The sequence below is a fragment of the Rubrivivax gelatinosus IL144 genome (assembly GCF_000284255.1).
In the GTDB taxonomy this organism is placed as follows: domain Bacteria; phylum Pseudomonadota; class Gammaproteobacteria; order Burkholderiales; family Burkholderiaceae_C; genus Rubrivivax; species Rubrivivax gelatinosus_A.
On record NC_017075.1, the window covers coordinates 350378 to 363654 of the forward strand.

General features: G+C 65.2%; 27 protein-coding genes. All 27 read left to right on the forward strand.

Annotated features, from left to right (window positions below):
- Positions 1–38 precede the first annotated feature (38 nt).
- The 27 genes from rplC (at position 39) to rpsD (ending at position 13178) form a co-directional block, all read left to right on the forward strand.
- Positions 39–710 carry a 50S ribosomal protein L3 gene (gene rplC, locus RGE_RS01610; RefSeq protein WP_014426559.1) on the forward strand — a complete coding sequence of 224 codons (672 nt, stop codon included), beginning with the start codon at positions 39–41 and terminating at the stop codon, positions 708–710.
- Positions 710–1330: a 50S ribosomal protein L4 gene (gene rplD / locus RGE_RS01615; RefSeq protein ID WP_009855659.1), complete on the forward strand. Its 621-nt coding sequence runs from the start codon at positions 710–712 to the stop codon at positions 1328–1330. The genes rplC and rplD overlap by 1 nt, the downstream gene beginning before the upstream one ends.
- Positions 1327–1644: a 50S ribosomal protein L23 gene (rplW, locus tag RGE_RS01620; RefSeq protein ID WP_009855660.1), complete on the forward strand. Its 318-nt coding sequence runs from the start codon at positions 1327–1329 to the stop codon at positions 1642–1644. Before rplD ends, rplW begins: the two co-directional genes overlap by 4 nt.
- Entirely contained in the window at positions 1644–2468 is an 825-nt protein-coding gene (rplB, locus tag RGE_RS01625) for a 50S ribosomal protein L2 (RefSeq protein WP_014426560.1), read from the forward strand. The genes rplW and rplB overlap by 1 nt, the downstream gene beginning before the upstream one ends.
- Positions 2469–2479: 11 nt before the next feature.
- On the forward strand, positions 2480–2755 hold the full coding sequence (rpsS, locus tag RGE_RS01630) for a 30S ribosomal protein S19 (RefSeq protein ID WP_009855662.1): 276 nt from the start codon (positions 2480–2482) through the stop codon (positions 2753–2755).
- A gap of 13 nt (positions 2756–2768) precedes the next feature.
- The gene (gene rplV, locus RGE_RS01635; protein WP_009855663.1) at positions 2769–3098 is read left to right on the forward strand and encodes a 50S ribosomal protein L22; all 330 of its coding nucleotides are present in this window, start codon (positions 2769–2771) and stop codon (positions 3096–3098) included.
- Positions 3099–3113: 15 nt separating this feature from the next.
- Positions 3114–3983, forward strand: coding sequence for a 30S ribosomal protein S3 (rpsC, locus tag RGE_RS01640; RefSeq protein WP_014426561.1), 870 nt, complete (start codon positions 3114–3116; stop codon positions 3981–3983).
- A gap of 2 nt (positions 3984–3985) precedes the next feature.
- Positions 3986–4402, forward strand: coding sequence for a 50S ribosomal protein L16 (gene rplP, locus RGE_RS01645; RefSeq protein ID WP_009855665.1), 417 nt, complete (start codon positions 3986–3988; stop codon positions 4400–4402).
- 16 nt (positions 4403–4418) lie between these two features.
- Positions 4419–4616, forward strand: a complete 198-nt coding sequence (gene rpmC, locus RGE_RS01650; RefSeq protein WP_014426562.1) for a 50S ribosomal protein L29 — start codon at positions 4419–4421, stop codon at positions 4614–4616.
- A complete protein-coding gene (gene rpsQ, locus RGE_RS01655; RefSeq protein ID WP_014426563.1) occupies positions 4613–4894 on the forward strand; it encodes a 30S ribosomal protein S17 in 282 nt (93 codons plus the stop codon). Before rpmC ends, rpsQ begins: the two co-directional genes overlap by 4 nt.
- Before the next feature lie 89 nt (positions 4895–4983).
- Entirely contained in the window at positions 4984–5502 is a 519-nt protein-coding gene (locus tag RGE_RS01660; protein WP_014426564.1) for a peroxiredoxin, read from the forward strand.
- A gap of 213 nt (positions 5503–5715) precedes the next feature.
- On the forward strand, positions 5716–6084 hold the full coding sequence (rplN, locus tag RGE_RS01665; RefSeq protein ID WP_014426565.1) for a 50S ribosomal protein L14: 369 nt from the start codon (positions 5716–5718) through the stop codon (positions 6082–6084).
- A 30-nt stretch (positions 6085–6114) separates the two neighbouring features.
- Positions 6115–6429: a 50S ribosomal protein L24 gene (gene rplX / locus RGE_RS01670; protein ID WP_009855670.1), complete on the forward strand. Its 315-nt coding sequence runs from the start codon at positions 6115–6117 to the stop codon at positions 6427–6429.
- A 5-nt stretch (positions 6430–6434) separates the two neighbouring features.
- The gene (gene rplE, locus RGE_RS01675) at positions 6435–6998 is read left to right on the forward strand and encodes a 50S ribosomal protein L5 (RefSeq protein WP_014426566.1); all 564 of its coding nucleotides are present in this window, start codon (positions 6435–6437) and stop codon (positions 6996–6998) included.
- A 9-nt stretch (positions 6999–7007) separates the two neighbouring features.
- Complete coding sequence (gene rpsN, locus RGE_RS01680) at positions 7008–7313, forward strand: 30S ribosomal protein S14 (protein WP_009855672.1); 306 nt, start codon at positions 7008–7010, stop codon at positions 7311–7313.
- Positions 7314–7340: 27 nt separating this feature from the next.
- Positions 7341–7736, forward strand: a complete 396-nt coding sequence (gene rpsH, locus RGE_RS01685; protein WP_014426567.1) for a 30S ribosomal protein S8 — start codon at positions 7341–7343, stop codon at positions 7734–7736.
- Between the two features lie 16 nt (positions 7737–7752).
- A complete protein-coding gene (rplF, locus tag RGE_RS01690) occupies positions 7753–8286 on the forward strand; it encodes a 50S ribosomal protein L6 (RefSeq protein ID WP_014426568.1) in 534 nt (177 codons plus the stop codon).
- Between the two features lie 10 nt (positions 8287–8296).
- Positions 8297–8659 carry a 50S ribosomal protein L18 gene (rplR, locus tag RGE_RS01695; RefSeq protein WP_014426569.1) on the forward strand — a complete coding sequence of 121 codons (363 nt, stop codon included), beginning with the start codon at positions 8297–8299 and terminating at the stop codon, positions 8657–8659.
- Positions 8660–8681: 22 nt separating this feature from the next.
- On the forward strand, positions 8682–9200 hold the full coding sequence (gene rpsE / locus RGE_RS01700) for a 30S ribosomal protein S5 (RefSeq protein ID WP_014426570.1): 519 nt from the start codon (positions 8682–8684) through the stop codon (positions 9198–9200).
- 20 nt (positions 9201–9220) lie between these two features.
- Positions 9221–9403 carry a 50S ribosomal protein L30 gene (gene rpmD / locus RGE_RS01705; RefSeq protein WP_014426571.1) on the forward strand — a complete coding sequence of 61 codons (183 nt, stop codon included), beginning with the start codon at positions 9221–9223 and terminating at the stop codon, positions 9401–9403.
- Positions 9403–9834 carry a 50S ribosomal protein L15 gene (gene rplO, locus RGE_RS01710; RefSeq protein ID WP_014426572.1) on the forward strand — a complete coding sequence of 144 codons (432 nt, stop codon included), beginning with the start codon at positions 9403–9405 and terminating at the stop codon, positions 9832–9834. Before rpmD ends, rplO begins: the two co-directional genes overlap by 1 nt.
- 16 nt (positions 9835–9850) lie before the next feature.
- Positions 9851–11161 (forward strand): preprotein translocase subunit SecY, encoded by a 1311-nt coding sequence (gene secY / locus RGE_RS01715; protein WP_043783689.1) that lies wholly within the window; start codon positions 9851–9853, stop codon positions 11159–11161.
- A 4-nt stretch (positions 11162–11165) separates the two neighbouring features.
- Positions 11166–11384 carry a translation initiation factor IF-1 gene (infA, locus tag RGE_RS01720; protein ID WP_011830996.1) on the forward strand — a complete coding sequence of 73 codons (219 nt, stop codon included), beginning with the start codon at positions 11166–11168 and terminating at the stop codon, positions 11382–11384.
- 16 nt (positions 11385–11400) lie between these two features.
- The gene (gene rpmJ / locus RGE_RS01725) at positions 11401–11514 is read left to right on the forward strand and encodes a 50S ribosomal protein L36 (protein ID WP_009548427.1); all 114 of its coding nucleotides are present in this window, start codon (positions 11401–11403) and stop codon (positions 11512–11514) included.
- 16 nt (positions 11515–11530) lie between these two features.
- Entirely contained in the window at positions 11531–11896 is a 366-nt protein-coding gene (gene rpsM, locus RGE_RS01730) for a 30S ribosomal protein S13 (RefSeq protein ID WP_014426574.1), read from the forward strand.
- A 28-nt stretch (positions 11897–11924) separates the two neighbouring features.
- Positions 11925–12329, forward strand: coding sequence for a 30S ribosomal protein S11 (gene rpsK / locus RGE_RS01735; RefSeq protein WP_014426575.1), 405 nt, complete (start codon positions 11925–11927; stop codon positions 12327–12329).
- Positions 12330–12554: 225 nt separating this feature from the next.
- Positions 12555–13178 (forward strand): 30S ribosomal protein S4, encoded by a 624-nt coding sequence (gene rpsD / locus RGE_RS01740; protein WP_014426576.1) that lies wholly within the window; start codon positions 12555–12557, stop codon positions 13176–13178.
- Positions 13179–13277 lie beyond the last annotated feature (99 nt).

The following is a 13277-nucleotide window of genomic DNA, read 5'->3' on the forward strand; positions in this document are numbered from 1 at the left end:
GGCGTCCTTCCGCCAAGTCGGGCGCTGGAGAAATGACCATGAGCATGAGCGAACAGCTCGGCTTGCTGGGCCGCAAGGTGGGCATGATGCGCATCTTCACGGACGATGGCGATGCCATCCCCGTGACGGTGCTCGACGTGTCCAACAACCGCGTCACGCAAGTCAAGACGGTGGCCACCGATGGCTACAGCGCGCTGCAAGTCGCGTTCGGCGCCCGCAAGGCCAGCCGCGTCAACAAGCCCGAAGCGGGTCACCTGGCCAAGGCCGGTGTCGAAGCGGGCGAAGTCCTGAAGGAATTCCGCGTCACCGCCGAGATCGCCGGGCAGTACCAGCCGGGCACCGTCGTGCCGGTGAGCCTGTTTGCCGCGGGCCAGCGGGTCGACGTGCAAGGCACCTCGATCGGCAAGGGCTACGCCGGCACCATCAAGCGCCACAACTTCGGCTCGCAGCGCGCGTCGCACGGCAACAGCCGTTCGCACAACGTGCCGGGCTCGATCTCGATGGCGCAGGACCCGGGTCGCGTGTTCCCGGGCAAGAAGATGACCGGCCACATGGGCGACGAGACCGTCACCACCCAGAACCTGGACATCGTCCGCGTGGACGAAGCGCGTTCGCTGCTGCTCGTGCGCGGCGCCGTGCCGGGTGCCAAGAACGGCCACGTCGTCGTGCGTCCCGCCGTCAAGGTCAAGCTGAAGAAGGGGGCCCAGTGATGCAACTCGAGCTCCTGAACGAACAGGGCCAGGCCACGGCCAAGGTCGACGCGCCGGACACCGTCTTCGCGCGTGACTACAACGAAGCGCTCGTGCACCAGGTCGTCGTTGCCTACCAGGCCAACGCCCGCCAAGGCACCCGCGCCCAGCTCGACCGCGGCGAGGTCAAGCACTCGACGAAGAAGCCGTTCCGCCAGAAGGGCACCGGTCGCGCTCGCGCCGGCATGACCTCCTCGCCGCTGTGGCGTGGGGGTGGTCGCATCTTCCCGAACCGCCCGGACGAGAACTTCTCGCACAAGGTCAACAAGAAGATGTACCGCGCCGGCATGGCGTCCATCCTCTCGCAGCTGGCCCGTGATGGCCGTCTGGCAGTGGTGGATTCGCTGACCGTCGACGCGCCCAAGACCAAGCTGCTGGCCCAGAAGCTCAAGGCCATGGGCCTGGAGTCGGTGATGGTGATCGCCGACCAGATCGACGACAACCTGGCGCTGGCCTCGCGCAACCTGGCCAACGTGCTGGTCGTCGAGCCGCGCTACGCCGATCCGCTGTCGCTGGTCTTCTACAAGAAGGTCCTGGTGACCAAGGGCGCGATCGAGCAGCTCAAGGAGATGTTCGCATGAGCGCCCCGCAAAAGTTCGACGAAGGCCGCCTGGCCAAGGTCCTGGTCGCGCCGATCATTTCCGAGAAGGCCACCAGCGTCGCCGAGAAGCACAACCAGGTCCTGTTCAAGGTCCTGCGTGATGCCACCAAGCCCGAGATCAAGGCTGCGGTGGAGCTGATGTTCAAGGTCGAGGTGGCTTCGGTCACGACGACCGTGCAGAAGGGCAAGGTCAAGCGCTTCGGCCGCACGATCGGCCGTCGCGACCACGTCAAGAAGGCGTACGTCGCGCTGAAGCCGGGCCAGGAGCTCAACTTCTCCGGGGAGGCCGCGTAATGGCTGTCATCAAGGTCAAGCCGACGTCGCCCGGCCGCCGTGGCGTGACGAAGGTGGTGCACAAGCACCTGCACAAGGGTGCGCCGGAAGCTTCGCTGCTCGAGCCGCAGAAGCAGAACGCGGGCCGCAACAACAACGGCCACATCACGATGCGGCACAAGGGTGGTGGCCACAAGCACCACTACCGCGTCGTTGACTTCGTGCGCAACAAGGACGGCATCCCGGCGAAGGTCGAACGCATCGAGTACGACCCGAACCGCACCGCCCACATCGCGCTGCTGTGCTACGCCGACGGCGAGCGCCGCTACATCATCGCCCCGCGCGGTGTTGAAGCCGGTGCCACGCTGCTGTCGGGCGCGGAAGCCCCGATCAAGGCCGGCAACACGCTGCCGATCCGCAACATCCCCGTGGGTTCGACGATCCACTGCGTGGAGATGCTGCCGGGCAAGGGCGCGCAGATCGCGCGTTCGGCCGGCGCCAGCGTCACGCTGATGGCTCGCGAAGGCATCTACGCTCAGGTCCGCCTGCGCTCGGGTGAAGTCCGCAAGATCCACATCGACTGCCGCGCCACGATCGGCGAGGTCAGCAACGAAGAGCACAACCTTCGCCAGTACGGCAAGGCCGGTGCGATCCGCTGGAAGGGCATCCGCCCGACCGTTCGCGGCGTTGCCATGAACCCGGTCGACCACCCGCACGGCGGCGGCGAAGGCCGCACCGGCGAAGGCCAGCCTCAGGTGTCCCCGTGGAACACGCTGACCAAGGGCTACCGCACGCGCAGCAACAAGCGCACGCAGACGATGATCGTCTCGCGCCGCAAGAAGTGAGGCCGTAGAACATGGCACGTTCACTCAAGAAGGGTCCCTTCGTGGACCACCACCTGATGGCCAAGGTCGAGAAGGCCTCCGCCAACAAGGACAAGAAGCCGATCAAGACCTGGTCGCGCCGCTCGACGATCCTGCCCGAGTTCATCGGCCTGACCGTCGCCGTGCACAACGGCAAGCAGCACGTTCCCGTGTACGTGACCGACCAGATGGTCGGCCACAAGCTCGGCGAATTCGCGCTGACCCGTCTGTTCAAGGGTCACCCGGCCGACAAGAAGGCCAAGCGCTAAGGGGACGAAGAGCATGGAAACCAAGGCAATCGTCCGCGGTGTGCGCCTCTCGGCCGACAAGGGTCGGCTGGTGGCGGACATGATCCGCGGCAAGAAGGTCGACCAGGCGATCAACATCCTCACGTTCACGCCGAAGAAGGCCGCCGTCATCATCAAGAAGGCGGTCGAGTCGGCGGTGGCCAACGCCGAGCACAACGACGGTGCCGACATCGACGAACTGAAGATCAAGTCGATCTACGTCGAGCAAGGCGCCACGCTGAAGCGTTTCTCGGCCCGTGCGAAGGGTCGCGGCAACCGCATCAGCAAGCCGACCTGCCACATCTTCGTGACCGTCGGCAACTGAGGAGCTGGAAAAGACATGGGACAAAAAATCCATCCGACCGGCTTCCGGCTGAGCGTCACGCGGGCCTGGGGCTCGCGCTGGTTCGCCACGAACCGCAACTTCGCCGGCATGCTGGCCGAAGACCTGCAGGTTCGTGACTACCTGAAGACCAAGCTGAAGAACGCGGCGGTCTCGCGCATCCTGATCGAGCGTCCGGCCAAGAACGCCCGCATCACGATCTTCTCGGCTCGTCCGGGCGTCGTGATCGGCAAGAAGGGCGAGGACATCGAGAACCTGAAGGCCGAGCTGACCAAGCGTCTGGGCGTGCCGGTCGCGGTCAACATCGAGGAAGTGCGCAAGCCCGAAGTCGATGCTCAGCTGATCGCCGACTCGATCACCCAGCAGCTCGAGAAGCGCATCATGTTCCGCCGCGCGATGAAGCGCGCGATGCAGAACGCGATGCGCCTGGGCGCGCAGGGCATCAAGATCATGTCCGCGGGTCGTCTGAACGGCATCGAAATCGCGCGTACCGAGTGGTACCGCGAAGGTCGCGTGCCGCTTCACACCCTGAAGGCCGACATCGACTACGGCTTCTCCGAAGCCAAGACCACCTACGGCGTCATCGGCGTCAAGGTGTGGGTCTACCGCGGCGACCGCCTGGCCAACGGCGAAGCGCCGCAGCTGGCGAAGACCGAAGGTGACGACGAGCGCCGTCCGCGCCGTGGTCCGCGTCCGGGCGGTGATCGTCCGGGTGCCGGCCGTGGCCGTCCGGGTGGCGATCGTGGCCCGCGTGCCGACGGTGCTCCGTCGGCGGCCCCTGCCGGTGACGGCAAGGGTGGTCCGGCCGTCAAGCGCGTGCGTCGCGCCGGCGCTCCGGCTGCCGGCGGCGAGACCAAAGGAGAATAACGATGCTGCAACCTGCACGTCGCAAGTTCCGTAAGGAACACAAGGGCCGCAACACCGGCATCGCCACGCGGGGCAACAACGTCTCGTTCGGCGAATTCGGTCTGAAGGCCACCGAGCGCGGCCGCATCACCGCGCGCCAGATCGAAGCGGCTCGCCGTGCGATCTCGCGCCACATCAAGCGGGGTGGTCGCATCTTCATCCGCATCTTCCCGGACAAGCCGATTTCGCAGAAGCCGGCGGAAGTCCGGATGGGTAACGGCAAGGGCAACCCCGAGTTCTACGTCGCCGAGATCCAGCCGGGCAAGGTGCTGTACGAGATCAACGGCGTTCCCGAACAGCTCGCTCGCGAGGCGTTCACGCTGGCGGCGGCCAAGCTGCCGCTGCGCTGCACGTTCGTCGCCCGCCAGGTCGGCCTGTAACGCCAAAGGAAGCAACATGAAGGCATCCGAACTGCGTTCCAAGGACGTCGCGGCGCTGGAGAAGGAAGTCTCCGATCTGCTGAAGGCCCATTTCGGCCTGCGCATGCAGAAGGCGACCCAGCAGCTGACCAACAACTCGCAGCTGGGCAAGACCCGCCGCGACATCGCCCGCGCCAAGACCGTTTTGGCCGAGAAGAAGAGGGCCGCGAAATGAGCGAAACCCAGACCACCGCTCCGGAGAAGAACACCCGGACGCTGATCGGCCGTGTCGTCAGCGACAAGCGCGCCAAGACCGTCACGGTCCTGGTCGAGCGTCGCGCGGCGCACGAGCTCTACGGCAAGATCGTGGCGCGCTCGCGCAAGTACCACGCCCATGACGAAAAGGGCGAGTACAAGATGGGCGACCTGGTCGAGATCGCCGAAGGGCGTCCTATCAGCAAGACCAAGAGCTGGGTCGTGACCCGCCTGATCGAGAAGGCGAAGCTGGTCTAAGACCCGCCCGCCTGCTCGCGAACGGCCGCCGCCGGATACTCCGGCGCCGGCCGTTTTTCATTGCGCCGGCCAGATCCAGGAGGAGACCCATGCTGAAGATCGGTGACCGGCTGCCCGCCGGCCAGCTCCACGAATACGTCGATGTCGCCACAGAAGGCTGTGCGCTCGGCCCGAACGCGGTCGACATCGGCTCGGCCACGGCCGGCAAGACGATCGTCGTCTTCGGGCTCCCCGGCGCGTTCACGCCGACCTGCTCCGAGCGCCACGTGCCCGGCTACGTCGCCAAGGCGGCAGAGCTGCGCGCCGCCGGCGTCGACGAGGTCTGGTGCGTGTCGGTCAACGACGCCTTCGTGATGGGCGCCTGGGGCCGTCAGCTCGGTGTGCAGGGCAGTGTGCGCATGATGGGTGACGGCAATGCGGACTTCGCGCGGGCAACCGGCCTGACGCTGGACCTCACGTCGCGCGGCATGGGCCTGCGGTCGGCGCGCTACGCGATGATCGTCGTCGACGGCGTCGTGCACACGCTTGCCGTCGAGGCGGCGGGCAAGTTCGAGGTCAGCGATGCCGAGACGGTGCTGCAGCAGCTCCGCTCCGGCGTCCTTCAATGAAATAGCGCGACAGCGCTTGACGCGCCGGCGGGAACGCCGGCATAATCCAAAGCTTCGCCGAAATGGCGGCTAATGTCAGCGTATGCGCAAGCGCGGCGCGCCAGGCATCAGCCTCCGGCTCGGATCAGCCCAGATCTACCCAGACACGGGCCCAAGACTGACCGGCAAGACTCGAGCAATCGGGTGGCGCGGGGAGAAGTTGGGGTACGAACAATGATCCAAATGCAATCGCGGCTCGACGTGGCCGACAACACGGGTGCCAAGTCCGTCATGTGCATCAAGGTGCTCGGCGGCTCCAAGCGGCGCTATGCCGGCATCGGCGACGTCATCAAGGTCAGCATCAAGGAAGCCGCGCCGCGTGGTCGTGTGAAGAAGGGCGAGGTCTATTCGGCCGTCGTCGTTCGCGCCGCCAAGGGCGTGCGCCGCCAAGACGGCTCGCTGATCAAGTTTGACGGCAACGCCGCGGTGCTGCTGAACGCCAAGCTCGAGCCGATCGGTACCCGCATCTTCGGGCCGGTCACGCGCGAACTGCGCAGCGAGCGCTTCATGAAGATCGTGTCGCTGGCGCCGGAAGTTCTCTGACGCGACCGACAGATTCGAGGTTCGACACTCATGAACAAGATTCGTAAAGGCGACCAGGTCATCGTGCTGACCGGCCGTGACAAGGGCAAGCGCGGCACCGTGACGCAGCGCGTCGACGACGACCACGTGATCGTCGACGGCGTGAACATGGTCAAGAAGCATGTGAAGCCGAACCCGATGAAGGGCACGACCGGCGGCGTCATCGACAAGGCGATGCCGATCCACCAGTCCAACATCGCCATCTACAACGCTGCTACCGGCAAGGCCGATCGCGTCGGCATCAAGATCGACGGCGACAAGAAGACCCGCGTCTTCAAGTCCAGCGGCGAAGAGATCAAGGCGTAAGCACCATGGCAAAGACTCAAGCTTCCGCGACGTCGCGTCTGCAGGCTCTGTACCGCGAGCAGATCGTCCCCGAGCTGATGACCAAGTTCGGCTACACCTCGGTGATGCAGGTTCCGCGCCTCGAGAAGATCACGCTGAACATGGGCGTGAGCGAGGCCGTCGCCGACAAGAAGGTGATGGACCACGCCGTCGGCGACCTCACCAAGATCTCCGGCCAGAAGCCGGTCGTCACCAAGAGCCGCAAGGCCATCGCGGGCTTCAAGATCCGCGAAAACGTGCCCATCGGCTGCATGGTGACGCTGCGTGGCGTGCGCATGTATGAATTCCTGGACCGTTTCGTGACGGTGGCGCTGCCGCGCGTGCGCGACTTCCGCGGCATCTCCGGCCGTGCGTTCGACGGCCGTGGCAACTACAACATCGGCGTCAAGGAACAGATCATCTTCCCCGAGATCGAGTACGACAAGATCGACGCGATCCGCGGGCTGAACATCAGCATCACGACCAGCGCGAAGAGCGACGACGAGTGCAAGGCTCTGCTCGCCGCGTTCAAGTTCCCGTTCAAGAACTGAAGGCAAGCCATGGCCAAACTGTCCCTCAAGCAGCGCGAAGAAAAGCGCGAGAAGCTGGTCGCCAAGTACGCCAAGAAGTACGCCGAGCTGAAGGCCATCATCGACGACGCGCAGCGTTCGGAAGAAGAGCGCTACGCCGCCCGTCTTGAACTGCAAAAGCTGCCCCGCAACGCCAACCCGACCCGTCTGCGCAACCGTTGCGCCCTGACCGGTCGTCCGCGCGGCACGTTCCGCATGTTCGGCCTGGGCCGCAACAAGATCCGCGAGCTCGCCTTCAAGGGCGACATCCCCGGCATGGTCAAGGCCAGCTGGTGATTCGGGTAGCCGCGAAGGAGATTTTTTATGAGCATGAGTGATCCCATCGCCGACATGCTGACCCGCATTCGCAACGCCCAAAGCGTTGAGAAGGCCGTGGTCACGATGCCGTCGTCGAAGCTCAAGGTCGCGATCGCGCAAGTCCTGAAGGACGAAGGCTACATCGACGGTTTCGTCGTGAAGGCCGAGAGCGGCAAGAGCGAACTCGAGATTTCGCTGAAGTACTACGCCGGCCGTCCGGTGATCGAGCGCATCGAGCGCGTCAGCCGCCCGGGCCTGCGCATCTACAAGGGCCGCGACGAGATTCCGCAGGTCATGAACGGCCTGGGCGTGGCGATCGTCACGACCCCCAAGGGCGTGATGACCGACCGCAAGGCTCGCCAGACCGGTGTCGGTGGCGAAGTCCTCTGCTACGTGGCCTAACCCAAGGACGAACGACATGTCCCGCGTAGGAAAGATGCCGGTCGCCGTCCCGCAAGGCGTGGACGTCGCGATCTCGGCCGACAAGATCACCGTCAAGGGCGCCAACGGCACGCTGGTGCGTGACCTGAACCCGCTCGTGACGATCAAGAACGAAGCCGGCAAGCTGAGCTTCGTGCCCGTCGACGACACGGCTGCGGCCGACGCGATGAGTGGCACGATGCGTGCGCTGGTGGCCAACATGGTCCACGGCGTCGCCAAGAGCTTCGAGAAGAAGCTGACGCTGGTCGGCGTGGGCTTCCGTGCCCAGGCCCAGGGCCAGAAGCTCAACCTGCAGATCGGTTTCTCGCACCCGGTGGTGAAGGAGATGCCCGAGGGCGTCAAGGTCGCCACCCCGACCCAGACCGAAATCGTCATCTCGGGCGCCGACCGCCAACGCGTCGGTCAGATCGCCTCCGAGGTTCGCGCCTTCCGTCCGCCCGAGCCGTACAAGGGCAAGGGCATCCGCTATGCGGACGAGCGCGTGATCCTCAAGGAAACGAAGAAGAAGTAAGGAGCGCACCATGATGACGAAGAAGGAACAACGCCTGCGTCGTTCGCGTCAGACCCGGCTGCGCATCGCCCAGCAAGGCGTCGCGCGACTGAGCGTCTTCCGCTCCAACCTGCACATCTACGCCAGCGTCTTCTCCGAGGACGGCACCAAGGTCCTGGCCAGCGCCTCGACCGCCGAGAAGGAAGTGCGCGAGCAGATCGGTGCCGGCAAGGGGGGCAACACCGAAGCGGCTGCCCTGATCGGCAAGCGCATCGCCGAGAAGGCCAAGGCCGCCGGCGTCGAGAAGGTCGCATTCGACCGCGCGGGCTTCGCCTACCACGGCCGCGTCAAGGCGCTGGCCGAAGCGGCTCGCGAAGCCGGCCTGCAGTTCTGACGGGCGCAAAGGAAGACTCGAAATGGCAAAGTTCACTCCCCGCCAGCAGACCGAAGGCAACGACGACGGCCTGAAGGAAAAGATGATCGCGGTCAACCGCGTCACCAAGGTCGTCAAGGGCGGCCGCACGCTGAGCTTCGCGGCGCTGACCGTGGTCGGTGACGGCGACGGCCGCATCGGCATGGGCAAGGGCAAGGCCAAGGAAGTGCCGGTCGCGGTGCAGAAGGCCATGGAATCGGCCCGCCGCAACATGGTCAAGGTCGCGCTGAAGAACGGCACGATCCACCACAAGGTCGACGGCGAACACGGCGCGGCCAAGGTCCTGATGGCCCCGGCCAAGCCCGGTGACGGCATCATCGCCGGCGGCCCGATGCGCGCCGTCTTCGAAGTGATGGGCGTGACGGACATCGTCGCCAAGAGCCACGGTTCGACCAACCCGTACAACATGGTGCGCGCGACGCTGAACGCGCTGAAGCGCTCCACCACGCCGGCCGAAGTGGCCGCCAAGCGTGGCAAGTCGGTCGAAGACCTCTTCAACTGACCCCGCGCCGGAGAAGCCTCATGTCCGAGAAGAAGACCCTCACGGTCAAGCTCGTCCGCAGCGTCGCCGGCACGCGCGAGTCGCATCGCGCCACCGTGCGTGGCCTGGGCCTGCGCAAGCTCAACAGCCAAAGCGTCCTGGAAGACACGCCTGCCGTGCGCGGCATGATCAACAAGGTCTCGTACCTGGTGAAGGTGCTGTAATGCAGATCAACAACCTCAAGCCCGCCGAGGGCAGCAAGAAGGCGCGCCGTCGTGTCGGCCGCGGCATCGGCTCGGGTCTGGGCAAGACCGCCGGTCGCGGTCACAAGGGCCAGAAGTCGCGTGCCGGCGGCTTCCACAAGGTCGGTTTCGAAGGCGGCCAAATGCCGCTGCAGCGCCGTCTGCCCAAGCGCGGCTTCAAGTCGCAGCAGCTGAAGTACAACGGCGAGATCACGCTGGCCGAACTCGAGGCGCTGGGCGTCGACGAGGTCGATCTGCTCGCACTGAAGGCTGCCGGCCTGGTCCGCCAGATCGTCAAGAACGTCAAGGTCGTCAAGAGCGGCGAGATCACCCGCAAGGTGACGCTCAAGGGCATCGGCGCGACCGCCGGCGCCAAGGCCGCGATCGAGGCCGTCGGCGGCACGTTCGCCTAAGAGGGACGCGCAGCCCGTGGCAACCTCCGCGAACCAACTGGCCAAAAGCGGGAAGTTCGGCGACCTCCGTCGCCGGGTGATCTTCCTGCTGCTGGCCCTGGTGGTCTACCGCATCGGTGCGCACATCCCGGTGCCCGGCATCGACCCGAACCAGCTCCAGCAGCTGTTCAAGGGTCAGGGCGGCGGCATCCTGAACCTGTTCAACATGTTCAGCGGCGGCGCGTTGTCGCGCTTCACCGTCTTCGCGCTGGGCATCATGCCCTACATCTCGGCGTCGATCATCATGCAGCTGATGACCTACGTCGTGCCCTCCCTGGAGGCGCTGAAGAAGGAAGGCGAGGCAGGTCGTCGCAAGATCACGCAGTACACGCGCTACGGCACGCTCGGCCTGGCGATCTTCCAGAGCCTGGGCATCGCCCTGGCGCTCGAGGGCTCGCAGGGTCTGGTGCTGGCGCCGGGCTTCGGCTTCCGCATGACCGCGGTCGTCAGCCTGGTGGCAGGCACGATGTTCCTGATGTGGCTGGGCGAGCAGATCACCGAACGCGGTCTGGGCAACGGCATCTCGATCCTGATCTTCGCCGGCATCGTCGCGGGACTGCCGAGTGCGATCGGGGGGCTCTTCGAGCTGGTTCGCACCGGCGCGATGAGCATCATCGCCAGCCTGTTCATCACGGCGGTCGTGATCGGCGTGACCTACGTCGTCGTGTTCGTCGAACGTGGTCAGCGCAAGATCCTGGTGAACTACGCCAAGCGCCAGGTCGGCAACAAGGTGTACGGCGGCCAGTCGTCGCACCTGCCGCTGAAGCTGAACATGTCGGGCGTGATCCCGCCGATCTTCGCGTCGTCGATCATCCTGCTGCCCGCGACCATCGTCGGCTGGTTCGCCACCGGTGAGGGCCTGCGCTGGCTGAAGGACATCTCGAGCGCTCTGTCGCCGGGGCAGCCGATCTACGTGATGCTCTATGCGGGCATGATCGTGTTCTTCTGCTTCTTCTACACGGCGCTCGTGTTCAACAGCCGCGAGACCGCCGACAACCTGAAGAAGAGTGGCGCGTTCATTCCGGGCATCCGTCCGGGTGACCAGACCGCGAAGTACATCGACCGGATCCTCTCGCGTCTGACGCTGGCCGGCGCGGTGTACATCACGGCGGTGTGCCTGCTGCCCGAGTTCCTGGTCCTGAAGTACAACGTCCCGTTCTACTTCGGCGGCACCTCTCTGCTGATCATCGTGGTCGTGACGATGGATTTCTGGGCCCAGGTTCAGAGTTACGTGATGAGCCAGCAGTACGAGAGCCTGCTCAAGAAGGCGAACTTCAAGGCGGGCTGAGGCGATGTCTAAGGACGACGTCATTCAGATGCAGGGGGAGATCCTCGAGAACCTCCCCAACGCCACCTTCCGAGTGAAGCTGGAGAACGGGCACGTGGTGCTCGGCCACATCTCCGGAAAGATGCGGATGCACTACATCCGCATCCTTCCGGGTGACAAGGTGACGGTCGAGCTCACCCCCTACGATTTGAGTCGCGCGCGGATCGTGTTCCGCGCCAAGTGAGGTCAAGGAGAAGACCATGAAAGTCGCAGCTTCGGTCAAGAAGATGTGCCGCAACTGCAAGATCATCCGACGCAAGGGCGTCGTGCGAGTGATCTGCACGGACCCGCGCCACAAGCAGCGTCAAGGCTGATAGTCAGAGGAAGAACATGGCACGTATCGCCGGTATCAACATCCCGCCGCACAAGCACGCGGAAATCGGCCTGACCTCGATCTACGGCATCGGCCGTACGACGGCGCAGAAGATCTGCGACACGGTCGGCATCCCGTATTCGAAGAAGGTCAAGGACCTCAACGATTCCGAGCTGGAGAAGATCCGCGAGGAAATCGGCCGTCTGACCATCGAAGGCGACCTGCGTCGCGAGCTGTCGATCAACATCAAGCGCCTGATGGACCTCGGTTGCTACCGCGGCTTCCGTCATCGCCGCGGCCTGCCGGTGCGCGGCCAGCGCACCCGCACCAACGCCCGCACCCGCAAGGGTCCGCGCAAGGGTGCGGCCGCGCTGAAGAAGTAAGCCGCCGCCACGCACGAGGAAGATCCACATGGCCAAGTCCCCCGTCAACAACGCCGCGCGTCGCGTCAGCAAGAAGATCCGCAAGAACATCGCGGACGGCATTGCGCACGTGCACGCGTCGTTCAACAACACCATCATCACGATCACGGACCGCCAAGGCGGTGCGCTGGCGTGGGCCTCCAGCGGCGGCCAGGGTTTCAAGGGTTCGCGCAAGAGCACGCCGTTCGCTGCTCAGGTCGCGGCCGAGAACGCCGGCCGTGCTGCGCAGGAACAGGGCATCAAGAACCTGGACGTGCGCATCAAGGGCCCGGGCCCGGGCCGCGAGTCCAGCGTTCGCGCTCTGGCTTCGCTGGGCATCCGCATCACGTCGATCAGCGCCGTGACGCCGGTGCCGCACAACGGCTGCCGCCCGCAGAAGCGTCGCCGCATCTGAGTGCCTCCGGCAGGCTCCGTCCTGCCGGTGCTAGAATTCGCGATTTGTCGTATTGCCGGCGGCACGGCCAGTGCTCGCCGGCTGTTTGCCTCAAGGCTCGCGCCTTGAATCACAAGCCCACCGTCCGCGCAACCAGCACGAAGCGATTCGTCAGCGCAGGACTCGCGCGGGGCACCGCCGTCCGTCGGCGGAGTCTGCCGCGTCAGCCATAACGAAGGATACGAAGTGGCACGTTACCTCGGCCCGAAGGCCAAACTTTCCCGCCGTGAAGGCACCGACCTGTTCCTGAAGAGCGCCCGTCGCTCGATCGGCGACAAGGCCAAGTTCGACAGCAAGCCGGGCCAGCACGGCCGCACCAGCGGTTCGCGCACCTCCGACTACGGCGTGCAGCTGCGCGAAAAGCAGAAGGTCAAGCGCATGTACGGCGTGCTGGAACGTCAGTTCCGCCGCTACTTCGCCGAAGCCGAGCGCCGCAAGGGCAACACCGGCTCGACGCTGCTGGCACTGCTGGAATCGCGCCTCGACAACGTCGTCTACCGCATGGGCTTCGGTTCGACCCGTGCCGAAGCGCGCCAGCTGGTGTCGCACAAGGCGATCACGGTCAACGGCCAGGTCGTCAACATCCCGTCGTACATGGTCAAGGCCGGCGACGTCGTCGCGGTGCGCGAGAAGTCGAAGAACCAGCTTCGCGTCCAGGACGCCCTGAAGCTGGCGCAGAGCATCGGCCAGTGCGAGTGGGTGCAGGTCGACGCCACCAAGATGGAAGGCGTGTTCAAGAAGGTCCCGGACCGCGACCAGTTCGGCGCCGAGATCAAGGAAGCGCTGATCGTCGAACTCTACAGCCGCTGACGTGCTGCGGCCGGCGCCCGCCGGCCGCCGTGTCGACGGTCGTCCCCATCTGGCGTTTCGCCTGCCGGGCGCGAAGCAGCCGCAAGACAAAGCCCGGCG